Annotated in this window: 25 protein-coding genes; 12 read left to right on the top strand and 13 right to left on the bottom strand. The window is 63.8% G+C overall.

The window, feature by feature from the left end:
- Nucleotides 1-28: 28 nt before the first annotated feature.
- The 4 genes from ACR65W_RS15305 to ACR65W_RS15290 all read right to left on the bottom strand — a co-directional run bounded on the left by ACR65W_RS15305 (nucleotide 29) and on the right by ACR65W_RS15290 (nucleotide 1,824).
- A complete protein-coding gene (locus ACR65W_RS15305; protein ID WP_434500388.1) occupies nucleotides 29-286 on the bottom strand; it encodes a hypothetical protein in 258 nt (85 codons plus the stop codon).
- A gap of 395 nt (nucleotides 287-681) precedes the next feature.
- Nucleotides 682-1,107 carry a type II toxin-antitoxin system VapC family toxin gene (locus ACR65W_RS15300; RefSeq protein ID WP_434500387.1) on the bottom strand — a complete coding sequence of 142 codons (426 nt, stop codon included), beginning with the start codon at nucleotides 1,105-1,107 and terminating at the stop codon, nucleotides 682-684.
- Nucleotides 1,104-1,358 (bottom strand): type II toxin-antitoxin system Phd/YefM family antitoxin, encoded by a 255-nt coding sequence (locus ACR65W_RS15295; RefSeq protein ID WP_434500386.1) that lies wholly within the window; start codon nucleotides 1,356-1,358, stop codon nucleotides 1,104-1,106. Before ACR65W_RS15295 ends, ACR65W_RS15300 begins: the two co-directional genes overlap by 4 nt.
- A 136-nt stretch (nucleotides 1,359-1,494) precedes the next feature.
- Nucleotides 1,495-1,824: a DUF3175 domain-containing protein gene (locus tag ACR65W_RS15290; RefSeq protein ID WP_434500385.1), complete on the bottom strand. Its 330-nt coding sequence runs from the start codon at nucleotides 1,822-1,824 to the stop codon at nucleotides 1,495-1,497.
- A 157-nt stretch (nucleotides 1,825-1,981) separates the two neighbouring features.
- On the opposite strand from ACR65W_RS15290, the gene ACR65W_RS15285 reads away from it, so the two are divergent.
- Complete coding sequence (locus tag ACR65W_RS15285; protein WP_434500384.1) at nucleotides 1,982-2,479, top strand: transglycosylase SLT domain-containing protein; 498 nt, start codon at nucleotides 1,982-1,984, stop codon at nucleotides 2,477-2,479.
- Nucleotides 2,480-2,491: 12 nt separating this feature from the next.
- On the opposite strand, the gene lptA is transcribed toward ACR65W_RS15285, so the two are convergent.
- The 3 genes from lptA to ACR65W_RS15270 all read right to left on the bottom strand — a co-directional run bounded on the left by lptA (nucleotide 2,492) and on the right by ACR65W_RS15270 (nucleotide 4,404).
- Entirely contained in the window at nucleotides 2,492-3,022 is a 531-nt protein-coding gene (lptA, locus tag ACR65W_RS15280) for a lipopolysaccharide transport periplasmic protein LptA (RefSeq protein WP_196401840.1), read from the bottom strand.
- On the bottom strand, nucleotides 3,023-3,727 hold the full coding sequence (gene lptC / locus ACR65W_RS15275; protein ID WP_434500383.1) for an LPS export ABC transporter periplasmic protein LptC: 705 nt from the start codon (nucleotides 3,725-3,727) through the stop codon (nucleotides 3,023-3,025). It lies immediately after the preceding gene.
- Nucleotides 3,728-3,789: 62 nt separating this feature from the next.
- Complete coding sequence (locus tag ACR65W_RS15270) at nucleotides 3,790-4,404, bottom strand: ribonuclease D (protein ID WP_434500382.1); 615 nt, start codon at nucleotides 4,402-4,404, stop codon at nucleotides 3,790-3,792.
- Nucleotides 4,405-4,567: 163 nt separating this feature from the next.
- On the opposite strand from ACR65W_RS15270, the gene ACR65W_RS15265 reads away from it, so the two are divergent.
- Together ACR65W_RS15265 and ACR65W_RS15260 are read left to right on the top strand one after the other, a co-directional pair.
- A complete protein-coding gene (locus tag ACR65W_RS15265) occupies nucleotides 4,568-4,768 on the top strand; it encodes a hypothetical protein (protein ID WP_434500381.1) in 201 nt (66 codons plus the stop codon).
- Between the two features lie 155 nt (nucleotides 4,769-4,923).
- Nucleotides 4,924-6,087, top strand: coding sequence for an AI-2E family transporter (locus ACR65W_RS15260; RefSeq protein ID WP_434500380.1), 1,164 nt, complete (start codon nucleotides 4,924-4,926; stop codon nucleotides 6,085-6,087).
- On the opposite strand, the gene ACR65W_RS15255 is transcribed toward ACR65W_RS15260, so the two are convergent.
- The 3 genes from ACR65W_RS15255 to ACR65W_RS15245 all read right to left on the bottom strand — a co-directional run bounded on the left by ACR65W_RS15255 (nucleotide 6,055) and on the right by ACR65W_RS15245 (nucleotide 11,342).
- Nucleotides 6,055-7,230, bottom strand: coding sequence for a lytic murein transglycosylase (locus ACR65W_RS15255; RefSeq protein ID WP_434500379.1), 1,176 nt, complete (start codon nucleotides 7,228-7,230; stop codon nucleotides 6,055-6,057). The two genes, ACR65W_RS15260 and ACR65W_RS15255, sit on opposite strands and share 33 nt — an antisense overlap.
- A 64-nt stretch (nucleotides 7,231-7,294) precedes the next feature.
- Entirely contained in the window at nucleotides 7,295-7,591 is a 297-nt protein-coding gene (locus ACR65W_RS15250) for a hypothetical protein (RefSeq protein WP_434502785.1), read from the bottom strand.
- A 115-nt stretch (nucleotides 7,592-7,706) separates the two neighbouring features.
- Nucleotides 7,707-11,342, bottom strand: a complete 3,636-nt coding sequence (locus tag ACR65W_RS15245; protein ID WP_434500377.1) for a peptidoglycan-binding protein — start codon at nucleotides 11,340-11,342, stop codon at nucleotides 7,707-7,709.
- 289 nt (nucleotides 11,343-11,631) lie between these two features.
- On the opposite strand from ACR65W_RS15245, the gene ACR65W_RS15240 reads away from it, so the two are divergent.
- The 8 genes from ACR65W_RS15240 (at nucleotide 11,632) to ACR65W_RS15205 (ending at nucleotide 20,873) form a co-directional block, all read left to right on the top strand.
- A complete protein-coding gene (locus ACR65W_RS15240) occupies nucleotides 11,632-13,425 on the top strand; it encodes an acyl-CoA dehydrogenase C-terminal domain-containing protein (protein ID WP_434500376.1) in 1,794 nt (597 codons plus the stop codon).
- 81 nt (nucleotides 13,426-13,506) lie between these two features.
- Entirely contained in the window at nucleotides 13,507-14,715 is a 1,209-nt protein-coding gene (locus ACR65W_RS15235; RefSeq protein WP_434500375.1) for an acetyl-CoA C-acetyltransferase, read from the top strand.
- A 23-nt stretch (nucleotides 14,716-14,738) separates the two neighbouring features.
- Nucleotides 14,739-15,164 carry a VOC family protein gene (locus tag ACR65W_RS15230; protein WP_434500374.1) on the top strand — a complete coding sequence of 142 codons (426 nt, stop codon included), beginning with the start codon at nucleotides 14,739-14,741 and terminating at the stop codon, nucleotides 15,162-15,164.
- A 54-nt stretch (nucleotides 15,165-15,218) separates the two neighbouring features.
- Nucleotides 15,219-17,426, top strand: a complete 2,208-nt coding sequence (locus tag ACR65W_RS15225; RefSeq protein ID WP_434500373.1) for a 3-hydroxyacyl-CoA dehydrogenase NAD-binding domain-containing protein — start codon at nucleotides 15,219-15,221, stop codon at nucleotides 17,424-17,426.
- 120 nt (nucleotides 17,427-17,546) lie between these two features.
- Nucleotides 17,547-18,371: a prolipoprotein diacylglyceryl transferase gene (gene lgt / locus ACR65W_RS15220; protein WP_434500372.1), complete on the top strand. Its 825-nt coding sequence runs from the start codon at nucleotides 17,547-17,549 to the stop codon at nucleotides 18,369-18,371.
- Nucleotides 18,368-19,450, top strand: a complete 1,083-nt coding sequence (locus ACR65W_RS15215) for a class I SAM-dependent methyltransferase (protein ID WP_434500371.1) — start codon at nucleotides 18,368-18,370, stop codon at nucleotides 19,448-19,450. Before lgt ends, ACR65W_RS15215 begins: the two co-directional genes overlap by 4 nt.
- A gap of 10 nt (nucleotides 19,451-19,460) precedes the next feature.
- Nucleotides 19,461-20,240 (top strand): polyphenol oxidase family protein, encoded by a 780-nt coding sequence (locus tag ACR65W_RS15210; RefSeq protein WP_434500370.1) that lies wholly within the window; start codon nucleotides 19,461-19,463, stop codon nucleotides 20,238-20,240.
- 42 nt (nucleotides 20,241-20,282) lie between these two features.
- On the top strand, nucleotides 20,283-20,873 hold the full coding sequence (locus ACR65W_RS15205; RefSeq protein ID WP_434500369.1) for a hypothetical protein: 591 nt from the start codon (nucleotides 20,283-20,285) through the stop codon (nucleotides 20,871-20,873).
- A 48-nt stretch (nucleotides 20,874-20,921) separates the two neighbouring features.
- On the opposite strand, the gene ACR65W_RS15200 is transcribed toward ACR65W_RS15205, so the two are convergent.
- The gene (locus ACR65W_RS15200) at nucleotides 20,922-21,920 is read right to left on the bottom strand and encodes a TonB family protein (RefSeq protein WP_434500368.1); all 999 of its coding nucleotides are present in this window, start codon (nucleotides 21,918-21,920) and stop codon (nucleotides 20,922-20,924) included.
- Nucleotides 21,921-22,135: 215 nt separating this feature from the next.
- On the opposite strand from ACR65W_RS15200, the gene ACR65W_RS15195 reads away from it, so the two are divergent.
- Entirely contained in the window at nucleotides 22,136-23,815 is a 1,680-nt protein-coding gene (locus ACR65W_RS15195; RefSeq protein ID WP_434502783.1) for a multicopper oxidase family protein, read from the top strand.
- Nucleotides 23,816-23,948: 133 nt separating this feature from the next.
- Here the strand turns inward: ACR65W_RS15195 and ACR65W_RS15190 are convergent, their stop codons facing one another.
- Both ACR65W_RS15190 and ACR65W_RS15185 read right to left on the bottom strand, forming a co-directional pair.
- Complete coding sequence (locus tag ACR65W_RS15190; RefSeq protein ID WP_434500366.1) at nucleotides 23,949-24,800, bottom strand: Spy/CpxP family protein refolding chaperone; 852 nt, start codon at nucleotides 24,798-24,800, stop codon at nucleotides 23,949-23,951.
- A 305-nt stretch (nucleotides 24,801-25,105) separates the two neighbouring features.
- A complete protein-coding gene (locus ACR65W_RS15185) occupies nucleotides 25,106-25,336 on the bottom strand; it encodes a hypothetical protein (protein ID WP_434500365.1) in 231 nt (76 codons plus the stop codon).
- Between the last annotated feature and the right edge of the window lie 74 nt (nucleotides 25,337-25,410).

The raw sequence follows: 25,410 nt of genomic DNA, 5'->3' as shown, positions 1-25,410 counted from the left end.
CTGAAATGACGTCTATCTCGGCCCGCCGTCAGTCTGCAAAAAATTGTAGCGCCTCCGGACATGTGCGCGAAATGGCGGCGCGGCTGTCCAGCGACGACTGAATGACGAACTTCTCTGCTCGTCCCAAGCCGTAAACGCCGATCAATGTTTGGACCATGAAGAAGCCAAGCCCTTCAATATCGGCGCGGCTCGCCATGGAAAATTCGCGCACATAGTTTTTGCTGCCGGCCTTTCTGACGAAGCCCAGTTTCGACAAGACGCGACGCTGTTTGGCGGTCAGGACCATTCGGTTGACGCCAGTCGGACCATATGCGCCACTCGACGCTTCGCACAATGCGCCCGCGTCGCGTTCGACAAACCGGCATTGCACATATCGCTGGCCCTGCCCCAGCGACACAACGATAAATCGGTTCAACCCGTCCTTCCGCGCAGGCGCATCGTGCAACGCATGGATCACCGCTGCGGTCGCACATTGAAGTTGATGCGCATTCGCGCCTTCAGCGATCGCATCGACAACGCTCGCTGCGATTAATAGAATCGCGAGAACCGGCGCAGCTCCTAGCTTCTGATTAGCGCGCATAATATCTCACCGCTCCTCGTCACGGCCCCAGCGTCGCTCGCCCTGTCGACGGCGACTGTCGATATCGCGTCCAGCGGCGCCTCGCGCAACGGCGCGCCACCTCACCCCGGCGCAACCGCCCGCACGCCTCTTATCGTCGCCGCTTCTGCGAGGCGCGTATCGAAAGTCGCCAGTCGATAGCCTCGGTTCGAGGCCAGCGCGAGATGCAGCGCATCGGGCGCTGAGAGCTTCGTCGCAAAATCGCGAACAAGGCTCTCCGCCAAAATCATGTCCCGCACGTCAGCCTCGATGGGCTGTGTCATCTCTCGCGCCCAGTCGTCGAAATCAGCGAGCGCTTCGCGCGCCGCCGTATCGCTCATCGCCTTGACGCGAACCTGTCGCGAAACGACAGCGGCAAATTCGACGCGCGCGAAGTTGCTGACAAAAAGCGCGCCGGGGTCGGAGTCGATCCATGCGTCAACCTTGTTCGAATGGGCGTCAACAGCGAAAAGGGAAACGAGGACATTGGCGTCCAGGTAAAAGCTCATTCCTCTTCGTCCCGCATCCTGCGGATGAGAGTCACCGCGTCCTCGCCGAGCGGCGGACGCGCGTCACGTCGCTTGCGCAGCCATTCGAGGTCGGCTTTCGTCATTCGTTTGGGCGCTTCGTCGGGTGTGCTCGGACGCAGTTCGACGACGGGTTTGCCATGACGGGTGATCGTCACCGTCTCCCCCGCCAGCGCCTCATCGATCAGCCGCGATAACTGTTCTTTCGCCTTGGCGATGGGGTAGGAGGACATGGCCGCCTCAAAAATGGTCATTTTTCGAAAAATAGGACATAATTTCCGGCGACACAACGCGTTACGGCGCCCCCAGTTCGACCTCCGGAATTATACCGTCCCAAATCCCGCGCCAAAATCGGCGCGCCATGCGCGCTCAATGGGGCGTCCGCCCAAACGCCTTCCGCAGCTCGTCCTTCGCCTGCTCCAGCACCTTTTGGCGCGCGTCCGGCAAATCCTTGCCGGCCCTATTGATGTAGAAGGTCAGCATCGACATGGCGGAACGGAACGGGTCCGCTTTGCGCCGCTCGCTCGCCTCCGCCGACCGCTTGAGGGAGCGGGCGATCTTCGCGGGGTCGTCCCATGTGAACACCCCCGCGTCGAGATCGAGCGCGTTGCTATGGCGCGTGACCTCGCCCGACCAGTAGTTCGTCGCCGTCTTTGAACTTTTTGCCGGCGCGCGGCTTTTCGGCTGCCTTTGCGCCATCATCCGCCTCATTTCAGGAGCGCTTGTCAGGAGCGCTTGGCCAGGTAGTCGGCTGCCCACAGAAATCAACGGTCCTGAAGCGTGACCGCCATGAATTCGCCATTTGCGCGTGGCGGATTTCCCTGCTGGGCCTGGGCGGCCGACGAGGGAATTTTAGATGAGACTATTCCGCCGGGCCGCTGTCTTTGTCGCCATCGGCGCTCTGCCGCTCGCGGGCTGCGCCCCGCAGGAGTCGCCCGTCGCTTCGGCTCCCGCCGCCTATGACGAGGCCGCTAAGGCGACCGAACTCACCGGCCAGGACGCGCTGCATGCGCGAATCTCCCATTACGCCCGCATCTACGACATTCCGGAATCGCTCATTCATCGCTCGATCCGCCGCGAGAGCAATTACAATCCCCACGCCCGGCATGGACCCTATTGGGGGCTGATGCAGATCCGCCACGACACGGCGCGACACATGGGCTACGCCGGCCCGGCGAGCGGTCTTCTCGACGCCGACACCAATCTGGCCTTCGCGGTGCCTTATCTCGCCAACGCCTATAAGGTCAGCGGCGGCGACGAAGGCCGGGCGATCAAGCTTTACGCCGGCGGCTACTACTATGAGGCGAAGCGCAAGCGGATGCTCAAAGAGCTGGTGACGTCAGCCTCGCAGTGAATGCCCGAAGCCTTATTGGTTTTTCGGCGTGAAGGTGCTGCGCACCCGCCCCCCCTGCGCCGCGCCGCCTTGCACGGTCGCCATGCCGGTCGCCACGTCATAGACGAGCTTGTCGCCTTTCACGATGTTCTCGGCCTGGGTGAGCGTGACGTTGCCGACGAGATAAACCTTGTTTTCGGCCTTGTCGTAGCTGCCCCGATCGCCCGTCCCGATCTGGTCCTTTGAAACCAGCGTCACCGGCCCTTCGGCGTCGATATGTTTGACGCGGTCGTTGGTCGTCGCGGCGGCTTGTCCGCTGCCCTTTCCTTCGAGAAAAATGATGAGGCGCGAAGCCTTGAGCGTCGAGGGCCCGTTCGTGACGATGACGCTGCCGGAGTAGATGAGCTTCTGCTCCTTCTCGAAATAATCGAGCTTGCCCGCGTCGATGTTGAGCGGATCCTTGGCGGAGGCGCCAGGCAGAATGCCGCCAGAGCGGCCTGCGGCGCCCGCCGGCGTCGCGGCGACGAGCGCAGCAAGGAGAAGAACGAAAGGGTGGCGGCGCATTTAGTCCTTGGTCGCGGCGCCCGAAGTTTGCGGGGGCGTATCGCCCTCCCCGTATAGCACCGAATGGACCCCGCCCGCGAAGGACGCGTGACGGTCCTTTTGGGAAAATTCGACAGACTGCGCGGTGACCTCGCCGCCGTCGATCTTCAACAGCACGGGCTTGTCCGACGTCATCACGCTATCCTTGAAATCCATGACGGCCGACTCGAGCCGCATGTCGAAGTTGTTGTCTTCGTGGATGTCGACGCCGCCGCTCATATCGGCCCGATCGGCTTTCCTGTTATAGACGCCCTTCGCCGCCGACAGGATTATGGAATTGTCCTTGGAGTTCTCGACCCGGACCTCGAGCTGATCGAGTTCGAAGACATCAGGCTTCGCCAGATCCTGCGTGCCGACAAGCGCGCGCACTTCATAGGGACGTCCGTCCTTGCGATAACCGACGAGCTTGGGGCTTTCGATAACGATGCGGGAGCCCTTGAGCGCGACGCGCGCCAGGCTCAGATCGGCGGGCAGAAAGCGCAGCGAACTGATCAGCAGACCGAGGCCGACGATTCCAACGACGCCGCCCGCCCCCCAAAGGATCCAGCGGCGCAGGCGCGCAACTCGCGTCGTGTGGCGCAGCGCCTCCGGAAAGGCGCTCTGGCGCGGCGCAACAAGGCCGCCCAGGCGATCGCGGGCGCTGGGCGCCGTCAAGACGTCAGTCATGTCCTGATCATGAGGCATGCAGGTGGCGAATTCGAGGCGACGCCAAAGCCTTATTCGCCGCCTTACTCATGGGCGAAAATGTCCGTTTCCGGCCAGCCGGCGAGGTCGAGCCGGGCGCGGGCTGGCAGAAAATCGAAACAGGCCTGCGCCAGTTCGGCGCGGCCCTCGCGGGCAAGCATGGCGTCGAGCTTGTCCTTAAGCTGATGCAGATAGAGAACGTCCGACGCCGCATAGGCCTGCTGCGCGTCGGAAAGAACTGGCGCGCCCCAGTCCGACGACTGCTGCTGCTTCGAAATCTCGACGCCAAGAAGCTCGCGCACGAGATCCTTGAGGCCATGCCGGTCCGTATAGGTGCGGGCGAGCTTGGAGGCGATCTTGGTGCAATAGACCGGCGCCGGAACGAAGCCAAAGGTCTTGGCCAATATGCCGATGTCGAAACGGGCGAAGTGGAAGAGCTTCAGAACGGCCGGATCGGCGAGCAGGCGCTCAAGATTGGGCGCGCACGTCTGACCGCGCGCGAACTGGACAAGCTCGGCGTTCCCGTCGCCGAAGGAGAGCTGCGCCAGGCACAGACGGTCACGATGCGGATTGAGGCCCAGAGTCTCGGTGTCGATCGCGACAATGGCGCCAGCGCCGATCCCCTCGGGGAGATCGCCCTGGTGGAGGCGGATGGTCATGCGGCTCGAATCTTTCGATGTGGAACGGACAGTCTATCGCAGAATGCGCAAGGCTTGTCGAAGCGTTGCGGGTTCGCGCCCGACTCGCTCGCCCGCGCGGCGAATTGTGCTACCTAATGGCTGGGCCCTGGTCGATGGACCTCCTGGCCCAGGGAGTAACCCCATGCGTTACATTCTTGCTTTGATTCTCGCATGCGCAATTGCTGCGCCGCCCGCCTCCGCGGCATCCTCGAAATCCACCGCCAAATCCGTTTCGGCCTCGAAATCGGATCAAGCGACAAAAGCCGGCAAGCGCAATCGGCAGAACGCCAATCACGGCGGCGCCGGCGGTATCCATCCTTTGGTCGGAAGCGGCGACTATTAGGGGTGACGCCGCAGGGCTTCGGCTGGCGTTCGGCGAGCTGCGGTTCGCCCGGAACCGACTCGCCCGACAACCCGCAAACTGCTCCTCTTGTCAGACGCCCGCCAAGTCTTCACTCTATTGCGATGCAAAAGTCGCGGGATGACAAGAGAACGCCGGTGAATGATCCGACCAATGGCCTTAACGGCTCTGACCGCCGCTTCAACGCGCGGGTCATCGAACTGGCGATCCGCCTGTTCGCGATCGGCGCGCTGATCTACTGGACCTTCATCATCGTCCTGCCTTTCGCGGCGATCATTCTATGGAGCGTCGTGCTCGCCGTGGCGCTCTATCCGATTTTTCGCGTGGTGGCGGAAATATTGGGCGGCCGGCCGATAACAGCCGCCGTTTTGATGACGATCGCCGGCCTGGTGCTGATCATCGGGCCCGTCACCTGGATGGCGGTCGGCGCCATTGACCCCATCAAAACGTTGATGGCGGGGATCGAGACGGGCAATATCGCCGTCCCGCCGCCGCCCGCGTCGATCAAGGATTGGCCGTTCGTCGGCGAGCAGCTCTATTCCTTCTGGCTGCTGGCCTCGACCAATCTGCGCAGCGCCTTCACCCAAGTTTTGCCGCAGCTGAAGCCCGCCGGGGAATTCTTGCTCGACATGGCGAAGAGCGCCGGCGCGGGCACGCTCAAATTTCTCGTCTCCGTCCTGCTCATGGGCTTCATTCTCGCCGCCGCGCCGCAAATGCTCGCGGGGGCGCGCGCGCTGTCGCGGCGCATCGATCCTTCGAGCGGCGAGAAATTCGTCGATCTCGCCGGCGCGACGATCAACGCGGTTTCGCGCGGCGTCATGGGCCTGTCGCTATTGCAGGCCGTCGTCGGCGGCGCCGGCATGTATCTCGCCGACGTGCCGGGCGCGAGCCTGCTGACGATCGCCATTCTCGTCCTCGGCATTATTCAGATCGGGCCGTTGCTCGTCGTGGCGCCTGTCATCTTCTGGGCGTGGACGACTTTGGCGACCGGGCCGGCGCTGGCGCTGACGATCTGCATGCTCAGCGTCAATTACGTGGACAACGTGCTGAAGCCCTTCATTTTCGCGCATGGGCTGTCGACGCCGATACCGGTGATTTTCGTGGGCGTGATCGGCGGCGTTCTCGCGCATGGCATCGCCGGCCTGTTTGCAGGACCGGTCGTGCTCGCCGTCGTTTGGGAGCTGACGAAAGCCTGGATCGCCGACGACCTCAAATTGGTCAATGAAACGGACGCCGAGCCCGACTTCAACGTGGAGACGTCGCCGGTGCTATCGTCCGCGCAAGGCGTTAAGAACCTTTAGGCCGGCGCGGCCGTTGCGCTGCAGGCCGGCGCGCGACTGGAAATCGGCGATCGCCTCTTTGGTCTTCGTGCCGATCACCCCGTCGGGCTCGCCGACCTCATAGCCGCTGCGGGTCAGAAGCGCTTGCAGTTCGCGGCGCTCGGCGCGCGAGAGGCCCGGATCGTCGGTCGGCCATGGCGTCTGAATGCCCGGCCGGCCGCGCAGCCTGTCGGACAGGACGCAGATCGCCAGCGCGTAAGATTCGGAGGCGTTATAGGCGTAGACCGCGTCGAAATTTTTCGTCACCAGGAACGCGGGTCCGTTCCGCCCCGCCGGCAGGAGCAGCGCCGCAGTTCCCCCGCCAAGGCCGCCGCCGTCGAGGCGCGTCACGCCGCGCGCCTGCCAGAAGCCCATCGATTGGCGGCCCTTGCGTCCGGAAGGTCCGGAATAGCCGTTCGGCAAGCGCACCTCGAAGCCCCAGGGCATGCCGGCGCGCCAGCCGCTCCTGCGCAGATAATTCGCCGTCGAGCCGAGCGAGTCGGCCGCCGAGCTGGCGATATTGCGCCTGCCGTCGCCGTCGAGATCGACCGCCATGCCGAGAAAGGTCGACGGCATGAATTGCGTGTGGCCGAAGGCGCCCGCCCAGGAGCCGTAGAACTCCTCCGGCGCGATATCGCCGTGGTCGAGGATTTTGAGCGCGGCGATGAATTCCTTGCGCCAATAGTCGTTGCGGCGCGGCGCTTCGCAGGCGAGCGTCGCGAGGCTCTGCACCACCGGGCGCTTGCCGAAACTCTTGCCGAAGTCGGATTCGACGCCCCACACGGCGACGATGGTCGGGGCGTCGACGCCGTAGCGGCTTTCAGCGGCGTGCAGCGCGCGGGAATGCTGACGCAGCATCACGCGCCCTTCGTCCACGCGCTCCTCGTCGACGAGCCCGGCGACATAGTCCCAGACGGGCGTCGTAAACTCCGGCTGCTTGTCCATGAAGCTGACGGCGTCGTTGGGGGCGAGCCCATTCGTCGCCGACGCGATCGTCTGCTGGCTGACGCCGGCGCCGGCCGCCGCCGAGCGCAGGCCGGAGAGGCAGCTCGACCATTCGGCGCGGGCGGGCGCGGCTGCAAACAACAGGGCGGCAAGCGCCGCCAGAAGATGATTTGCCTTCATGCTGCGAATTCTAGCGCAAGGACGCGGCTTTTTCATGAGCCGCATCGGTCGTGAAAAGACCGCGTCACTCGCAGATGCGGCGCGGGCGGGAGCCGATCACCTCGCCATATTCGTCGAAGACGGGACGGCGCTCGACCCAGCACACCGGCGGCGGCGCGACATAGACGGGCGCAGGCGCATAGACGACGGGCGGCGCGGACCCGGCGAGCGCCCCGCCGGTGATGGCGCCAAGCGCAAAGCCGCCAATGCCCGCCGCAATGGCCGGGCCGGCTGAATCGGCGCGCGCTGGCGCAACCGGCGTCAGGGCTGCGGCGCCGAGAGCCAAAGCCGCCGAAAGCGTCGCGATAGTTTTGCGCATCATACTCTCCCAAGACGGGCGAGCCACATCTCCGCACGCGCTGCGCCGGCAAGCTCGCTCGAAGGGACAATAGGAGCGATCCCGTAGATGAATCGTTAATGGCCCGCCTGGCGAAGCTTCAGAGCTGCGAGACCCGCGGCTTGCCGGAAGTCGACTTCGGCGCCGGCTTGACCGGGGTCTGCTCCCTCGCGCCCTCGCCGCCGCCCGTCCTGATCGCCGGCGCGTCATTCGCCTCCGACGTCGGGGTTTTGGCGCGGAATGCGGCGGCCAGCGCCTTGGCCGCGGCAAGCTCCTTGGAATCCAGCCGGGCGCCGATTTCGTCGCGCTTCTTGGCTGCGTCCTCATCGCCCTGGTCGGCTGCGGCGGAAAACCACACGTAGGATTGCTGCAGATCGCGGCTGATGCCGAGGCCGCGGGCGTAGAGGATGCCGAGATTGAACTGGCTGTCACGGATGCCGTATTCGGCCGCCCGACGGAACCACTCTGCAGCCGCGGCGTAATCCGGCTTGCCGTCGCCGCCCTCGGCGAGCAGCACGGCGACATTATGCATGGCGCGGGCGTTGCCGGAATCGGCCGCGCGCTCGTACCACTGCCTGGCGCGGGCGTAGTCGCGCCCCACCCCGACGCCCCTCTCATACATCGAACCCAGCCGGTATTGGGCGAGCGCCAGGCCCATTTCAGCTGCTTTTTCGAACCAATGCGCGGCCGCCTTGGCGTCGCGCGCGGCGCCGCGTCCCTCGACAAGACGCGCGCCCATTTCATACTGGGCGGCCGGATTGCCCTCGACGGCGAGGCGCTCGATCGTCGCCAAGGCGTCGCCAGACGAGAGCGGCGGCGCCTCGATCGTTCCGGTGGGGGTCGGATCGATGTTCCGCTGTGCGGCGACGGGTCGTTCGACGGGCGCCGACGCCGTCGTCTCGGCGGGCGGCTTTTTGAGGACCGGCCCAGACGTCGCCGGGCGCGCGGCCACCGCCGGCGACGACGCGCGGTTAGAGGCCAGCCGCTTTTCCGGCGACAACGCCGGCCGAACCGCCTTGGCTGGCGCCTTCGCCTCCTGCTGTCTGAGCGACGGCCCGACAGTCAGGCCGCCCTGCCCCTCCATGCGCGCGATCTGATAGGCGCCGATCAGCAGCATGACCGCGGCAAGGCCTAGCAGCAACGGACGCTTGCGGTCCTGAATGAGGGCGCTGAAATTGACCACGGCGCCCTGCGGCTTTTCCTGAGCCTGTCCCGCGCGGCGCGCCGCTTCGGCCGACTGAGCGTCGGCCTCAGCCGCAGGCGTTTGCGCGGCGCGACGCGCGGCGGCGATGAAGTCCGACTGAATCGAGCTGCGATGCGCGGCCTGATCGGCCTCGGATCCCGGCGGCGCAATGAAAGGCTCGCGCCGTTCGGCGACCCCATCGCCGACCGGCAGCAGGAACTCCATCGGATCGACCGGCGCCAAGGCTTCGCTTACAGCGTCTTGGGCGTCAGCGACGGCCGGCGCGCCGACCCGCTCGCGCGTATCATCGCCGCAAAGTTCGACACCGAGTTCCGCATCGGTCGAACGCCGCGCGACGCCGCGGTTCTCGGTCAATTCGTCATCAAACACGCCGAGACGATTGACGACGCGCTCGAGCATTTGATGGACCGCCGTCAGCGTCTCATTCGTGCGCTGGCCGCTCGCGTCTTGCGTCTTGAGGATGTCGTTCAATTCGCGCTGCACGGCGACGCGCACGGCCGCCGGCTGAACGCCCGCATCGCGGAGAACCTCCGTGGCGGCTCGGCGAACCGCCGCCTCCGCGGCTTGCGTCGTTGCGGACCGCGTGTCCTCCAGGCGCACGAAAAGATCGTTGATCTTCGACTCAAAGCCGATGAGCGCGCCGCTCCCTGCGTCGAGTCGTTCGAGCCGCTGCGCCAACGCGCCGATCTGAGTTTCGAGCGATTTGAGCGCGCCGCCATCGGCCGTGGAATCAGCCGTCTGCTTTATGCGGTCGGCGAGCGACCCGACGAGAGCCGCCAGCTCGCCTTCTCGTTTCTCGACGCGCGCGCCGTCTTCGACCCGCTGCGCGAATGCGGCCTGCATACGGTCGAGGCGCTCGACGATGTCATCGAACCGAGCGTTCTGTTCGCCAAATCTCGGCGCTGAGAACGGATCGTCGAGCCGGTCGATCTTGAACGAGAGCTGCGCGAGCTGACGCTCGACAGCCTGCAGATCGAGATCCCGCGCGTCGGCGGAAAACGCGGCATCCACTTTTCTGTCGAGGCCGCGCACCAAATTCTCGAGAGCGGCGAAATTTTTGGAATCGCCGGCGCCCGAGGGGGTTTCCAACCGCGCGGCGATCGTCTGTCGAAGCGCATCGATGCGCTGCGCGAGATCGGCGAACTGACGTTCGGCGTTCTGTTCGGCGAGCATGGCCTCGATGCGCGCGAGCGATTCCGTCGGCGCGCTGTCCACGACGCGGGACTCGAACCGATCGAACCTGCGGCCGATCTCCTCGAACGCCGAGGCGTGACCGTCGCCCTCCAGCGCCGTATCGATTTTTTTGGCGAGCGTTGTGATGAGCGCTTCGAGGGGGGCCATATTCGCGGCGCCGCGATCGATGCGCTGCGTCAGCGTCTTGCCGAGTTCGTCGATGCGCTCGCCGATCTCGTCGAACCGCGCCGCCGACGTTTGTTCGACGACGACGTCAAGCTTGCGCGCGAGCCGCTCCAGCCGCTTGTTGAAGGTCTCCAGCCCCTTCCCGGTTTCCGCCGCGACGATGGAGCGGATCGCCTTAACCACTTCGCCGAGATCCGCGCCGGACGCGCCACGTGACAGCGCCAGCGCGTCGACTCGCTGCGTAACGTCGATGATGCGCGTTTCGATCCTCTCAAGCGGCAGCGGCCGCGCCATGAGCGCCGTCAGCTGTTCCTTGATCTCATGAGTTTCACGCGCGAGGTCGCGGACAGCCGAAGCGTTCGCAACGTCTCCGTTCTGCAGCTTCTCCAGCCTGAAGCCGATCGTTTCGACGTCGGCGCGCAGGTTGCGCACGATGGGAGTCGGATCGAGATCTTCGATCACGGCGCGCAATTCGCCGATAATTCTCTCGGCAGGCGCGAGCGTCTCGTCTGGCACCCCCCGCCCGCGTTGCGACTCGATGCCCTGGCGGAGATCGCCCATCGCCGTTTCGATGGCGGCGACCGATGCGCGCGGCGCGAGTTCGCCGATCGCTTGCGCCACATCCTGGAGTTCGCGACGGACGTTTTCGATTTGTCGCATCATCACGAGCTGCTGGTCGCCGCGCTCGGCGGCGTCCTCGCGAAAGCTGTCTAAACCCTGCGTGACGGAATCGATCGAGCGCTGCAGCGCCTCAAAGCGCGATCCGCCGGAGGCGCCCGACGTCATGGCCGGCTTCGCTACGCCCCCGCGCGCCGCATTTTCGTCCAGGCGCCCTGCAATTTCGGCGAGATGCTGATCAAGGCCGCGCAGCGTCTTCTCGACGTCGGCGCCGCGATGTTCGCCCGACAGCCGCGCGAGCCGCGATTCGAGCTCCGCCAGCGCATTTCGAATCGGCCGCGCATTCGCGGAAGGCTGCTCGCCGAGCTGGCTCTCGATACGGCTTTTGGAGAGCGCGGCGATCGACCGCCAGATGGAGTCTTGGTCGACGCCACGGTTCTCCACGCGTGGCTTTTCCGCGTTGGGAAGATTTTCCTCCCGATGTCCAGCCTCGCGCTCATCTTCGGGCGACTCGGAATTCGGACGACCCTGATCAGGAAATTGCGCCTTGGTCATGTGGCTGTCCGGCGGGATCGACCCGTGGAAATTGGGACAAAAACGCGGTGGAACCGACGCGAACGCCCGAATCGCGCGCTACTGTCGGCGCGGGCCGCCGACCGCCGTGACTTTCCGTCGATCGAAGTAAAGAAGCCGTTAAGAAACGGCTCCAAAGAGCTGTCGCGCTCACGATTGTCGCACCGCGTCTCGCTTGCGCCCGCGCCGGCGCCTCTCTACCTATGACGCAGCCCGAGAGAATCGCGGCGCGACGGCTCGGCCCCAAGCGCCGGCATGCAAGGAGGCGTTGATGCCGAGCTACAAGGCGCCTGTAGACGACACCCTCTTCCTGCTAAATGATGTCTTGAATTTTCAGCGTTTCGGCAATTTGCCAGGCTTCGCGGACGTCACGCCGGACGTCATGTCGCAAATCCTCCTGGAGGCGGGAAAGATCTGCGAGGAGGCGCTCGCGCCGCTCAACCAGATTGGCGACGAAAAAGGCTGCAAGCGCCACGACGACGCCTCCGTCTCCACCCCGCCCGGCTTCAAGGAGGCGCATGACGCTTTCGCTCAAGGCGGCTGGATCAGCCTCGCGGTGCCCGAGGAATATGGCGGACAGGGCCTGCCCTATACGCTGTCGATGGCGATGAACGAGTTCGCCTCCTCGGCGAATATGTCCTTCGCCATGTATCCGGGTCTGACGCAAGGCGCGCTCGCCGCTCTGCTGCGCCATGGCGACGACGCGCAGAAGAAGCTTTATGTGCCGAAGATGGCCGAAGGCCGCTGGTCGGGCACGATGAATCTGACCGAGCCGCAATGCGGCACCGATCTCGGACTGCTGACGACCAAGGCGACGCCGCGCGGCGACGGCTCCTATTCGATCACCGGGCAAAAGATCTTCATCTCCGCCGGCGAGCACGATCTGACCGAAAACATCGTGCATCTCGTGCTCGCGCGCATCGAGGGCGCGCCCGCCGGCGTGAAAGGAATTTCGCTCTTCGTCGTGCCGAAGTTCCTGGTTGACGGCGACGGCGCGCTTGGACCGCGCAACGGCGTCAGCTGCGGCTCCATCGAAGAAAAGATGGGCATCCACGGCAACGCCACTTGCGTCATGAATTACGACGGCGCGCAAGGCTTTCTCATCGGCGAAGCCAATCGCGGACTGAACGCCATGTTCGTGATGATGAACGAGGCGCGGCTCGGCGTGGCCATGCAGGGCCTCGCCCAGTCCGAGGTCGCCTACCAGAACGCGGCGCAATACGCCAAGGAGCGTCTGCAAGGCCGCGCGCTCTCGGGTCCGAAAGACCCCGGAAAGCCGGCCGACCCGATCATCGTGCATCCGGACGTGCGGCGGATGTTGCTCGAGATGAAGGCCTTCAACGAAGCGGCGCGCGGCTTCGCGCTGTCGGCCGCGCTCGACAGCGATATCGCGCATCGTTCCGACGACGCCGCCTCGCGCCAGGCGGCGGAAGACCGGCTCGGCCTGCTCACGCCCGTGCTCAAGGGCGTGCTCACCGACCTGGGGTTCGAAAACACCGTCAAGGCCCAGCAGGTGCTCGGCGGACACGGCTATATTCGCGAATGGGGCATGGAGCAGTTCGTTCGCGATGCGCGCATCAGCATGATCTACGAGGGCGCCAATGGCATTCAGGCGCTCGACCTCGTCGGCCGCAAGCTGCCGCGCGATGGCGGCCGCGCGATCATGGCCTATTTCAAGGACACGGCGGAGTACTTGAACCCGCTCGCCGCCGACGACGCGATCAAGCCTTTCGCGACGCCGGTGAAGGCGGCGCTCGACGATCTGCAAAAGGCGACGATGTGGCTGATGCAGAACGCCATGGCGAAGCCCGACAACGCCGGCGCCGCTTCTTACGACTATATGCATCTCTTCGGCCGCGTCGCGCTCGGCGTGATGTGGGTGAAGATCGCGCAGGCGGCGATGGCGATAAAGGCGCAGGAGCCTGAGCGGGCCGAGCTGATGGATGCGAAGCTGTTGACCGCGCGCTTCTACATGGAGCGCATGCTGCCGGAAACGCGCCTGCGCCTGACCCGCATTTCAACCGGCGCCGACACGATGATGTCGCTCCCCGAGGAGATGTTTTAGGGGCGGTCGGATTTCGGCAGTCGGCAGTTGTTACCTCCTACTGCCGAAGCCCGACCGCCGACTGCCGCTACAGGAGACGATATGGCCGACGCTTTTATTTATGACGCCGTTCGCACGCCGCGAGGCCGCGGCAAGCCGGACGGCTCGCTGCATGAGGTCTCTTCGCTCGGCCTCGCCGTCACGGCGCTGCAGGCGGTCAGGAAACGCAACAAGCTCGAAGGTCCCGAAATCGACGACGTGATCCTCGGCTGCGTCGATCCGGTTGGGGAGGCCGGCGGCGACATCGCCCGCGCCGCGGCGATTTCATCGGGCTACTCCTACAAAGTGCCCGGCGTGCAGATCAACCGCTTCTGCGCGTCCGGATTGGACTCGGTGAATTTCGCCGCCGGCGAAATCATGTCCGGCCAGCATGATCTTGCGATCGGCGGCGGCGTCGAGAGCATGAGCCGGGTCGGCATCGGCGCGTCGGGGGGCGCCTGGCCCGTCGATCCGACGATCGCCATTCCCTCCTATTTCATGCCCCAGGGCGTGTCCGCCGATCTCATCGCCACCAAATACGGCTTCTCGCGCGACGACGTCGACGCCTACGCCGTCGAATCGCAAAAGCGCGCGGCCAAGGCGTGGGAAGAAGGCCGCTTCAAACATTCGATCGTCCCGGTGAAGGACGTCAACGGCATCACCCTGCTCGACCGTGACGAACATATGCGTCCGGGAACCGACATGCAGTCGCTCGCCGCATTGAAGCCCTCCTTCGCCTTTTATGCGGAGCAAGGCGGCTTCGACGCCGTGGCGATTCAGGCGCATCCCGAAGTCGAGAAATTGAATTACGTCCATCATGCCGGCAATTCTTCAGGCATCGTCGACGGCGCCGCGGCGGTGCTCGTCGGCTCGAAAGAGGCGGGCGAGAGACACGGACTTAAACCTCGCGTGAAGATTCGCGCCTACGCCAATATCGGCTCGGACCCGGCGCTGATGCTGACCGGCCCTGTCGACGTGACGAAGAAAGTGCTGCATCGCGCCGGCATGAGCATCGGCGACATTGATCTGTTCGAAGTGAACGAAGCCTTCGCCGCCGTCGTGCTGCGCTATCTCGAAGCCTTCGAACTCGATCCCGCCAAGGTCAACGTCAATGGCGGCGCGATCGCCATGGGTCATCCGCTCGGCGCGACGGGCGCCATGCTGATGGGAATTGCGATCGACGAATTGGAACGCACGGGGAAATCCACCGCGCTCGTGACGCTCTGCATCGGCGCCGGCATGGGCACGGCGACGATCGTGGAGCGGGTGTGATCCTGGCGCGGAGCCGCACGATAATGGAACAAAGAATCTCCCTTATTACGCTCGGCGTGAACGATCTTGCAAAGAGCACGGCCTTTTTTGAACGGCTGGGCTGGCGCCGATCGGTCAAACAGGCGCAGGGCGTCTCGTTTTTCCAGTGCGGCTGCGTCGCCATATCGCTTTATCCGCGATTGAAATTGGCGGCGGACGCCGGAGCGCCGCCCGATGGGCGCGGGTTTAGCGGCGTCACGCTCGCCTACAACACGCGCTCGAAACAGGATGTCGACGCCGTTCTTGCGGAGGCGACATCCGCCGGGGCGACGATTGTAAAGCCGGCGCAAGAAGCATTCTGGGGCGGATATTCGGGTTATTTCCGAGACCTCGACGGACACTTCTGGGAAGTCGCGTGGAACCCGGGCTTCCCTCTCGACGACGCCGGCGCAGTTACGCTGCCGGAATAACGGTCCATACGTTCGGTCTCGGCGCCGCAAATCGCTCGTTCAAGGGAGTCTTCGATGAACCTCCAGAATTTCAAATTCGTAATCGATCCCGACGGCGTCGCGCTTGCGACCTGGGACATGCCCGAGCGCTCGATGAACGTCATCACCCCCGAAGTGATGGACGAGTTGGAGACGATCATCGACACGGTGGTCGCCGCGCCCGACGTCAAAGGCTGCGTGATCGCCTCGGGCAAGAGCGCCTTTTCCGGCGGGGCCGATCTTTCCATGCTGCAGCATGGCGCCGCGCAATACGCCAAGGCGCTCAAGGAGCAAGGCGAAGACGCGGCGAACAAGCAGTTCTTCGACTTCTCGCGCCGATTGTCGCTGCTCTACCGCAAGCTGGAAACCTGCGGCAAACCTTTCGCCGTCGCCATTCACGGCGTCTGCCTTGGCGGCGCCTTCGAACTTGCGCTCGCCTGCCATTATCGCGTGATGGCCGATGACGAGAAGACCAAGGTCGGCCTGCCGGAAATCAAAGTCGGGCTCTTTCCGGGCGCCGGCGGCACGCAGCGCGTCTCGCGCATCATGCAGACCGGCGACGCGCTGCAATTCCTGTTCAGGGGCGATCAGATCAAGCCCAGAGCCGCGCTCGGCGCCAAGCTCGTGAACGAAATCGCGCCGAAAGCGGAGATCGTCGAGCGCGCCCGCGCCTTCATCGTCAACGGCGGCAAGGCGCAGGCGCCATGGGACGTCAAGGAGTTCAAGACTCCGTCCGGCAGAGTGTTCTCGCCCACGGGCATGATGATCTGGCCCGCCGCCAACGCCATCTACCGTCGCGAGACCTACGACAATTATCCCGCCGCCAAGGCCATTCTGCACGCCGTCTATGAAGGGCTGCAATTGCCGATGGACCAGGCGCTGACCGTCGAGTCGCGCTGGTTCGCGCATATTCTGCGCTCGAAGGAGGCGGCGGCGATGATCCGCTCGCTGTTTCTCTCGAAGAATGAATTGGACAAGGGCGCACATCGGCCAAAGGACGTCGGCCCCACCAATCTCAAGAAGATCGGCATTATCGGCGCAGGCTTCATGGGCGCGGGCGTCGGCTATATCAGCGCGCTGAACGGCCTCGACGTCGTTCTTGTCGATCGCGATCAGGAGAGCGCCGACAAGGGCGTGGCGACGATCGACAAGCTCATCTCAAGTTCCGTCAGCAAAGGCCGCGCCACCGCCGCCGACAAGGATGCGCTGATGGCGCGCGTCGTCGCGACCGCTGATTACGCCGCGCTCAAGGGGTGCGATCTCGTGCTCGAAGCCGTATTCGAGGATCGCGCGGTCAAGGCGGACGTCACCAAGCGCGCGCAGGAAGTTGTGGGCGCCGACGTGATCTTCGCCTCGAACACGTCGACGCTGCCGATCACATCGCTCGCGGACACCACGCAGAAGCCCGAGAACTTCATCGGCATCCATTTCTTCTCGCCCGTCGAGAAGATGCTGCTCGTCGAAGTGATCCTCGGCAAGAAAACCGGCGACCGCGCGCTGGCCACGGCGCTCGACTTCGTCCGCATCATCAAGAAGACGCCGATCGTCGTCAACGATTCGCGCGGCTTCTTCGCCAATCGCTGCGTGCTCAATTATGTTCGCGAAGGGCAGATCATGCTTGTCGACGGCGTGCCGCCGGCGATGATCGAGAATGTCGCCCGCATGGCCGGAATGCCGGTCGGGCCATTGTCGCTCAATGACGAAGTCGCGCTCGATCTCGGGTGGAAAATCCTGCAGGCGACCAAGAAGGATCTCGGCGAAGGCTCCGTCGATCCCGCGCAAGAACGCGTGCTGCGATTCATGGTCGAGGAAAACAGCCGCTTTGGGCGCAAGAACGGCAAGGGCTTTTACGACTATCACACCAATGGAGCGAAAAGCCTTTGGCCCGGTCTCTCCGCGCTGGCGCAAAAGGAGCTCGATCCCGATACGCTCGACGTCGCCGAAATGAAGCTGCGCTTTCTCGTCACGCAGGCGGTCGAGGCGGCGCGCGCCATGGCGGAGGGCGTCGTCACCGATCCGCGCGAGGCCGACGTCGGCTCCATTCTCGGCTTCGGCTTCGCGCCCTTCACCGGCGGCGTCATCTCCTATATCGACGGCATGGGCGCGAAGGCCTTCGTTGCGCTCTGCGACACGCTCGCCGCGACATACGGCAAGCGTTTCGAGCCGCCGCAACTGCTGCGCGACATGGCGGCGAAGGGCGAAAGCTTCTATGGACGCTTCATGTCACAGAAAATGGCGGCGTGATCTGCGTCTCGCGCGCGTTTTGAAGCGCTTCAGACCGGACATGACATCCGTCATGCCGGCGGGTAAAAGACAGGCTGGGCGTGTAGGTTTGAAACGCGCGCCCGCGCCCGGACCTGGTTAATGCCGATTTTCGTGCTTCCCTTTCCAGTGATCGATCCTGTCGCCGTCAACATCGGGCCCGTGCCGTTGCGGTGGTATGCGCTCGCTTATATCGGCGGCTTCATCTTCGGCTGGCTCGGCTTGCGCGCGCTCGCCGCAAACGACGCGCTCTGGAGGCGCGGCCAACCGCGACCAAGCCGAGAGTCTCTCGATGATCTTCTCGTCTTCGTCGCCTTCGGCGTCGTCATCGGCGGACGACTCGGGCATGTGCTGATCTATGATCCGGCGTTCTATTTCGCGCACCCACTGGAAATTTTCCAGACCTGGAAGGGCGGCATGGCCTTTCATGGCGGCCTCATCGGTGCGATCATCGGCATGGGACTCTACGCGCGTCGCAGCGGCGTGCCGCTGCTCACCGTGAGCGACATTTGCGCCACGGTCGCGCCGATCGGACTTTTCTTCGGCCGCCTCGCCAATTTCATCAAGCCGGAGATGTGGGGGCGCGAAACCGACGTTCCCTGGGCGATGGTCTTTCCCGGCGCGGGCGACGTCCCGCGCCACCCCAGCCAGCTTTATGAGGCGGGGCTTGAAGGCGTGGCGCTGGGCCTGCTGTTGTGGCTCGCCGCGCGCCACGGCGCGCTCAAACACCCGGGTCTCGCCACCGGCCTTTTTGGCGTCGGCTACGGACTGGCGCGCATTTTCTGCGAGTTTTTTCGTGAACCCGATCCGGTTCAGGAAGCGCTGCCCAATGGATTGACCATGGGCATGGTCCTTTCTGCGCCGCTTGTCTTAATTGGCGCGGCGGCGATCATGTTCGCGCTGCGCCCGAGGAGCGCGACGGCATGAGCGCCTTGCAAAGAGAGATCGTCGAGACGATCGCTCATGACGGTCCGATGACGCTCGAGCGATTCATGTCGCTCTGCCTGACGCATCCGCGCTACGGCTATTACATGACGCGCGATCCATTCGGCGCGGGCGGAGACTTCGTCACCGCGCCGGAGATCAGCCAGATGTTTGGCGAATTGCTCGGCGTTTGGGTCACCGAAGCCTGGCGCGCCGCGGGAGCGCCGAATGAGGCTAGGCTCGTCGAGCTCGGACCCGGGCGCGGCACGCTGATGTCGGACGTGCTGCGGGTGACGCCGATCGCGCCCAACTTCTTTTCCGCCGTCAGCGTGCATCTCGTCGAAACCAGTCCGGTTCTGCGCGAGACGCAACGCCAGACGCTGGCCAGGGCCGCAAAGCCGGCGCAATGGCATTTGGATTTTGCCGAGACGCCGCCCGGTCCAGCCTTCATCCTCGCCAATGAGTTTTTCGACGCCCTGCCCGTCAGGCACTTCGTCAAGACCGCCAGCGGCTGGCGCGAACAACTTGTCGGGCTCGACGCTCAAGGCGAACTCGCCTTTGGACTGTCCGATCAGATCGAGCCGACGCTCAACGTTCCGGCGCGCGAAGGATCGATCATAGAAGTCAGCGCCGTGAGCCAAAAGCTTATCGGCGACATCGCCACGCGGCTCGTCGCCCAAGGCGGCGCGCTGCTGCTCATTGACTACGGCTATGAGCAGACATCGCTTGGCGAAAGTCTGCAGGCGGTGTCGCGCCACGCCTATGTCGATCCGCTGGCGGCGCCGGGCGAAGCGGACCTGACCGCTCACGTCGATTTCGCGGCTCTGGCGCGCGCCGCCCGCGCGCGCGGCGCCAAGGTGATGGGCCCGGTGACGCAAGCGCAATTTCTGCTGCAGCTTGGCATCGAACGCCGCGCCGAGACCTTGTCGAAAAAGGCGACGCCGGAACAGGCGCAGTCGATCATCGACGCTTTCGAACGTCTCACCGGCGTCGACGATGCGCGCCATCAGATGGGCGGACTGTTCAAAGTGATGGCGGTGACACATCCCGACATGCCCGACCTGCCCGGATTTTTCGTGTAACATCGTCGAGATGACGTTCGAAACGCCTGCGCTCACCGCGCGGAATCTCAGCCTGCCCGGCCTTCGCCACGCCTTTTTCACCCGCGGCGGCGGCGTGTCCCAAGGCGTCTACGCCTCGCTCAATGGCGGCGTCGGCTCGCGCGACGCGCCGCCGCACGTCGAGGAGAATCGCGCCCGCATGGCGGCGCGTCTCGGAGTGGCGGCCGAGCGCCTGCTGGTGCCGTTCCAGATCCATTCCGCGGAGGCGCGCGCCGTGCGCGAACCGTGGAGCGCTGACGCGCGGCCGCGATGCGACGGCGTCGTCACGGCGGAAGTCTCGCTCGCGCTCGGCGTCACCGGCGCCGACTGCGGGATGTTGCTTTTCGCCGACGCGAAGGCGGCCGTCATCGGCGCCTGTCACGCCGGCTGGAAGGGCGCGATCGGCGGCGTTATCGAAGCGACCGTCAGAGAGATGGAGGCGCATGGCGCGCGCCGCGCCGACGTCCATGTCGCGCTCGGCCCGGCGATCGGCGCGACGAGCTATGAAGTCGGGCCGGAATTCATCGATCAGTTTCGCGAAGCCGACGCGTCCTTTTCGCGCTTTTTTACGCCGACGGCGCGCGAAGGCCATGCGACCTTCGATCTGCCGGGCTTCATCGCCTCCCGCGTCGAAGCGCTGGACGTCGCCTCCTTCGAAGACCTCGGCGTCGACACTTATGCGGATGAAGCGCGCTGTTTCAGCTACCGCCGCAGCGTTCATCGCCGCGAGCCGGACTATGGGCGGCTCGTCTCGGCGATTGCGCTCGTCTGATTTGCCTATCCATAACGACTGCAAGAAACGCGGGCAGACTCGATGATGGAAGGAACGGAAAAATCAAACGCAGAAGAAAAAAGAAACGAGGAGGAACGAGACGGCGCGACTGAACTGGAAAGCCCCATTGAGGAAAAAGTGTTCCAGGGCTTCATGCTCGTCGCAGTGGTCTGGATGTTTCTGGCGCCAAGGTTAGCCTCCGACACCGATTTTTGTCGGAAGCCTATACTCCATATGGCTGAACTACCGTTTTTCGAAAGGGCGATTTATCACGGTTTCATAAAGAGCGCTGAAATCTGCTCCTTCGAGTGGATGCTCATCGAATATACATTCTTCGTGGTCACGGGATTTATTTATTTTGGAGCGCCAATCCCGCCTGTATGGTTCGCGCGAGCACGTGCGAAGGGATTCCCTGATCCTAAATTTGGAGACTTCTGCTTTTATCTTATTGGATGCAGCCTCATATGTTACGGACTTATCTATTTGATAGCTCTACTACCCGTAGATGGCGATTTAAGTTTCGTACGAAAACTACTTTTCCTGTCGGAACGGACACTTTGTGCGGGAAGCCTGATCTTAGGTTTCGGGCTCTTCCCAACCTACTGGCTCTTATTTAAGAGGCGCCGCGAGTAAAGAAGCGCGGCGAATGAAGCGCCAGAAGCGCCACCACCAAGAAAACACTCATTTTGTCGCGTAGCTGAAGATCATTGAGTGCGGCAGGCCACGCGGCGGCGCCGGGAACGGCGCGGCGCGGCGCACGGCTGCGAGAGCGGCGGCGTCGAGATCGGGCGCGCCACTCGGCTGGTGCACAGCCTGATGAGTGAGATTGCCCAACTCGTCGATGTAGAAGACAACCGCGCCCCTGCCTATCGCGCCGCTCCCGCGCACGCGTGGCGGAATACGCATATGCGGCATGATCAGGCCGTAGAGGATCGTCAGATAGGTGGTCTTCGCGCGGCCGCCGCCGACCGGCGAGAACTTGCGCGGCGCGGCAAGCTTATAGTCGGGTATCGGCGCGAGCGCCGCGAGCTGATCGGCGATGGAGTTCGCCTCGCCCTTCTTCACCGACCCCTTTTCGTTGGGGTCGGGCTTTTCCTGCGGCTTCTTTTCGGGCGCGGCCTGCTCGATGATCTCGGCGTCGCTCTTGTCCTCGAGCGGCGTATCTTTAGTCTCTTCCGGAGCCTTCGCCTTTCCGTCTTCGTCCTCGGCGTCCTTCATTCCCTGAGGCTTGTCGTCCTTGGGCGCGTCCTTCTCCTCCGCGTTCTTCGGCGACTTGAGGTCCTTCTCCTCCGGCGCGTTGACGTCGGACTTGGTCTTGCTCTCGGCCTCCGGGGCGTCGAAAGCCGGCTTTTCCTCTTCCAGCGGCGGCGGAGGCGGCGGCGGCTTTTGCTGTTTTTGCTGCTCCGGCGGCTTCTCTGGCTCGGGCGGCGGAGGCTCTTCCTGCTTCGGCGCGGGCGGTTCGGTGATCACCTCGATGGGAGTTTCCTCGACGATGCGCGGCGCTTCGCGGGCGGAGCGCCAGTCCTCCAAGAGCAGGAACGCGAGGACGCACAGATGCGCCAGCAGGCACAGCAGGAGAAACATGAGGAAGCGCGGGCGCACGACGAGCGCGCGGCGCCGCCGAAGGGCGTCCACGGCCAAGGTCGCGCTAAAGGCGCGTTGTTGGCTGCTGTCGTTCATTGCGATGGAAAGCCGCGCTCCAGCGCCGCCGCTGCTTGCATAATCGATCTGGGTCGGTGACCGGGGGGCGCCACTCTCCAATTATAGCCGCCTTTGGGCAAAAACGCGCCCCCGCAAAAACATGACGCCTTTTGCCGCAGTTATCAACGACCTGAGACCACATATATAAGCACTATCTAATTTAAGTGGCGCTCGAACGCTGCTCGGGAGGATGCATGAAACGCTTTAGGCCTTTGTCGCGCCGGGGATTTCTCGTCGGCGCGGGCGCAGCGGCGACGATCGGCGCCCCGGCCTTGGGCCAGGGTCATGCGATGCGCCGGATCGCGCCGAACCGGGCGTCCGACGCCTTCACGCCGGACGTCGAACTCGAATTGATCTGCAAGCGCGACGAAACGTCCATCTTGACGGGCAAGCCGACGCGAGTGTGGCGCTATGTCGGCCATCTGATCAAAGGTCCGCCGAATGCGCTGACGGCGCTGCCCGACGCTTACCTTGGCCCTCTGCTGCGTTTCACCAAGGGACAAAAGGTTCGCATTCGGCTTCGCAACGAATTGCCGGAGGAAACCATCACGCATTGGCACGGCCTGCATGTGCCGATGCTGATGGATGGCCATCCGACGGCGGCGATCGATCCGGGCGAAACTTACGTCTACGAATTCGAGATCCGCAATCGCGCCGGGATGTATTTCTATCATCCGCATACGCATGAGAAGACAGCGACGCAGGTCTATCGCGGCCTGGCGGGCGCCATCATCGTTGAGGACGAGCAAGAGCGCGCGCTCGGACTGCCCTCCGGTGAATTTGAAATTCCGCTCGTCATTCAGGATCGCGCGTTCGACGGCGAAAATCAGCTCGCCTATGGCGGGGACATGCATACCAGCATGTTCGGCTTTTATGGCGACCGCGTGCTCGTCAATGGACGACGCAATTTGACGCTCGACGTCGCGAGCCGCGCTTATCGTCTGCGGATCCTCAACGGCTCCAACGCGCGCATCTACAAACTGTGCTGGGACGACCGGACTCCGCTGACCGTGATCGGCGTCGACGGCGGTCTATTGGAGAAGGCGGAGACGCGGCCCTATGTGATGCTCGCGCCCGCCGAGCGCGTCGATCTCATCGTCGATTTCAGCGGCCGCCCGCAAGGCGCGAAGCTTACGATGTTGAGCGGAGAATTCTACGGTCTGATTCCGCCGATGGCGCAGCGCATGATGGGAAGCGATCTCGCGATGGGCGAGGAATTCCCGTTGTTTGCGGCCAGGGTGACTAAAACCTCAATTGACTCATGGAAGCTTCCGGAGAAGCTCTCGACGATACGGCGTTTTCGCAAGGACGAGATCGCCAATCTCGACGATCCGATCCCGATCGCGATCACCATGGCGCATATGGCGATGTTCCTGAACGGACGACCTTACGGTCACGACGACATCCTGCCACGCGAGCGCATCCCCGTCGACACGACGCAGCTCATCGAAATTTTCCATGAGCACGGCGGCATGGGCGGGATGGGCATGGGCGGGATGCAAGGTCGCGGCATGATGGGCGGCGGCATGATGCGCGGCCGAATGGGCGGCATGGGCATGGGCGGCATGGGCATGGGCATGGGCATGATGGGCGGCATGGGCATGATGGGAATGATGTCGATGGCGCATCCTATCCATCTGCACGGCCAGCCCTTCGAGATTATCGAGCGCAGCTTCGAGGGCGACGAGGACGCCTACGCCTCGATCCGCGACGGCTTCATCGACAGCGGCCTAAAGGACACTGTGCTCGTCACGCCGGGCGAGCGCCTGCGAATCATCAAGCCGTTCGGCGATTTCAAGGGGCGATTCATGTATCACTGCCACAACCTCGAACATGAGGACGCAGGCATGATGCGCGAGTTCTCGGTGGAGTAGAGCGGCTCAAGACGCGCGGCCGCGAAGCGCATTCGCAAATCCAGAAGCCGTCGATCTAACTCAATCTTAAAAGCTGTCTATTCAAGCGCACTCCCGGTCGGGCCTTCGGCCCGCCGGGAGCGAGTTACGCTGACTAATGCTGCATACCGCCCATGCCGCCCATCATGCCGCCCATCATGTCGCCCATCATGTCGCCCATGGACATGCCGACCTTCATGATGCCGCTCAGCGTCTCATTTGCGGTCTTCTTCTGCTCATCGCTCAAACTGGTGAAGAGCGACTCAATCGCGGCCTTCTGCGCGCGCACCACCTCGAGATGGTCGACCATATGGTTCTCCATCATCGTGAGCTTATTCAACACTTCCGGCTTGGAATGGTCCGCGCGCATATCGGCGGCGTCGCATTTTTGCTTCGCCTTGTGCCCCGCGGCGCGCCACGCCTCGACGAAGGCGTTCCAGGCGCCGGTTTGCCCGTCGGTCAGTTTCAACTCGGCCTTGAGATAGGCGAGGCGTCCCTCAAGATGATCGGCGAAGCCGCAGACCATTTTGTTCATCATCCCGCCGCCGGCATGCGACATGCCGCTCATGCCGTCGCCGCCCTTGCCGCCGCCATGGCCCATGCCCGACATTCCCCCCATCATGCCGCCTTTGCCGCCGCTCTGGCCCATGCCCGACATGCCGCCGTGATGGCCTGCATGACCTTCGTCGGCCTTGCCCGCTTCGCTCTTCTGCTCTTCGGCCTTGCCGGATTCAGCGCCGCCTGATTGCGCCTTGCCGGGGTCCGCCCATTGCGCCGGGGCGTTGGCGCCGCCGTGCTCCATGGCGCCATGATCCATCTTGCCATGATCCATCTTGCTATGATCCATGCCGCCGTGTTCGGCGCCGCCCTGCTGCGCCTGCGCCGCCGAGAGTCCAGCTGCGAGGAGCAAAGCGGCGGCGCTCGCCGCAAGCAATTTACCGCGCGATGTTTGTGTTCGCGTCGTCATGGCGCCCTCCCTTGTGATGTTTGTCGCGATCGCTCCTGTCGTCGCTGGCGCGACGAATCATTGGCGGAGTTTCGCGCATGTGGAGCGCCTAACCGAGCATCAGGCGCCGTTGAACGTCTGCAACTTTGTCACAGATCAAGCCGTGAGGCGATGGGCGAATCGTCACGCGATCGCCACAAAAAATCATGCAATGCAAAAAGCGGCGGACGCGCGTCCGCCGCTCATAAATTTATCCTGCGAGGCTATATAATCGATGCGGTCTCATTTGGCGCTGCGGCGCGCCGCGATGACCGCTCGATCTGTCCTCACCGGTTCTCCGACGACATGCTCGTATTGCGCGCGCCATAGGGATCCTGCCCAATCGGACGCGGCGCCGCCGCCTCTTTTGGCTTGACGATTTCTTCCTTGTAGCCGGGCTGCCCGACGACTTGTGGCGACTTCCAATCGACGGTCGATGCTTGCTCGCCGGCGAAGGCATGACTAGTCAGGGCCGCGGCCGAAGCGAGGGCGACGACGGCAAAAAGCTTATAAGCCATGTTTCCTCTCCCTGATGATGCAGTTCTCCCGTCGCCCCTTCCTCCAATAGGCGACGCAAGGCGCGAGTTCACGC

The organism is Methylocystis sp. (genome assembly GCF_051062815.1).
Lineage (GTDB): Bacteria > Pseudomonadota > Alphaproteobacteria > Rhizobiales > Beijerinckiaceae > Methylocystis.
This window is presented reverse-complemented; position numbering and strand designations above follow the sequence as displayed.

Coding starts and splice junctions, on each gene's coding strand:
- ACR65W_RS15245 (WP_434500377.1), bottom strand. CDS start 11,342: ATGACCAAGGCGCAATTTCCTGATCAGGGTCGTCCGAATTCCGAGTCG.
- ACR65W_RS15235 (WP_434500375.1), top strand. CDS start 13,507: ATGGCCGACGCTTTTATTTATGACGCCGTTCGCACGCCGCGAGGCCGC.
- ACR65W_RS15200 (WP_434500368.1), bottom strand. CDS start 21,920: ATGAACGACAGCAGCCAACAACGCGCCTTTAGCGCGACCTTGGCCGTG.
- ACR65W_RS15250 (WP_434502785.1), bottom strand. CDS start 7,591: ATGATGCGCAAAACTATCGCGACGCTTTCGGCGGCTTTGGCTCTCGGC.
- ACR65W_RS15285 (WP_434500384.1), top strand. CDS start 1,982: ATGAGACTATTCCGCCGGGCCGCTGTCTTTGTCGCCATCGGCGCTCTG.
- ACR65W_RS15240 (WP_434500376.1), top strand. CDS start 11,632: ATGCCGAGCTACAAGGCGCCTGTAGACGACACCCTCTTCCTGCTAAAT.
- ACR65W_RS15290 (WP_434500385.1), bottom strand. CDS start 1,824: ATGGCGCAAAGGCAGCCGAAAAGCCGCGCGCCGGCAAAAAGTTCAAAG.
- ACR65W_RS15230 (WP_434500374.1), top strand. CDS start 14,739: ATGGAACAAAGAATCTCCCTTATTACGCTCGGCGTGAACGATCTTGCA.
- ACR65W_RS15205 (WP_434500369.1), top strand. CDS start 20,283: ATGATGGAAGGAACGGAAAAATCAAACGCAGAAGAAAAAAGAAACGAG.
- lptA (WP_196401840.1), bottom strand. CDS start 3,022: ATGCGCCGCCACCCTTTCGTTCTTCTCCTTGCTGCGCTCGTCGCCGCG.
- ACR65W_RS15185 (WP_434500365.1), bottom strand. CDS start 25,336: ATGGCTTATAAGCTTTTTGCCGTCGTCGCCCTCGCTTCGGCCGCGGCC.
- ACR65W_RS15195 (WP_434502783.1), top strand. CDS start 22,136: ATGAAACGCTTTAGGCCTTTGTCGCGCCGGGGATTTCTCGTCGGCGCG.
- ACR65W_RS15210 (WP_434500370.1), top strand. CDS start 19,461: ATGACGTTCGAAACGCCTGCGCTCACCGCGCGGAATCTCAGCCTGCCC.
- ACR65W_RS15270 (WP_434500382.1), bottom strand. CDS start 4,404: ATGACCATCCGCCTCCACCAGGGCGATCTCCCCGAGGGGATCGGCGCT.
- ACR65W_RS15225 (WP_434500373.1), top strand. CDS start 15,219: ATGAACCTCCAGAATTTCAAATTCGTAATCGATCCCGACGGCGTCGCG.
- ACR65W_RS15300 (WP_434500387.1), bottom strand. CDS start 1,107: ATGAGCTTTTACCTGGACGCCAATGTCCTCGTTTCCCTTTTCGCTGTT.
- ACR65W_RS15265 (WP_434500381.1), top strand. CDS start 4,568: ATGCGTTACATTCTTGCTTTGATTCTCGCATGCGCAATTGCTGCGCCG.
- ACR65W_RS15190 (WP_434500366.1), bottom strand. CDS start 24,800: ATGACGACGCGAACACAAACATCGCGCGGTAAATTGCTTGCGGCGAGC.
- ACR65W_RS15215 (WP_434500371.1), top strand. CDS start 18,368: ATGAGCGCCTTGCAAAGAGAGATCGTCGAGACGATCGCTCATGACGGT.
- ACR65W_RS15255 (WP_434500379.1), bottom strand. CDS start 7,230: ATGAAGGCAAATCATCTTCTGGCGGCGCTTGCCGCCCTGTTGTTTGCA.
- ACR65W_RS15295 (WP_434500386.1), bottom strand. CDS start 1,358: ATGTCCTCCTACCCCATCGCCAAGGCGAAAGAACAGTTATCGCGGCTG.
- lptC (WP_434500383.1), bottom strand. CDS start 3,727: ATGACTGACGTCTTGACGGCGCCCAGCGCCCGCGATCGCCTGGGCGGC.
- lgt (WP_434500372.1), top strand. CDS start 17,547: ATGCCGATTTTCGTGCTTCCCTTTCCAGTGATCGATCCTGTCGCCGTC.
- ACR65W_RS15305 (WP_434500388.1), bottom strand. CDS start 286: ATGGTCCTGACCGCCAAACAGCGTCGCGTCTTGTCGAAACTGGGCTTC.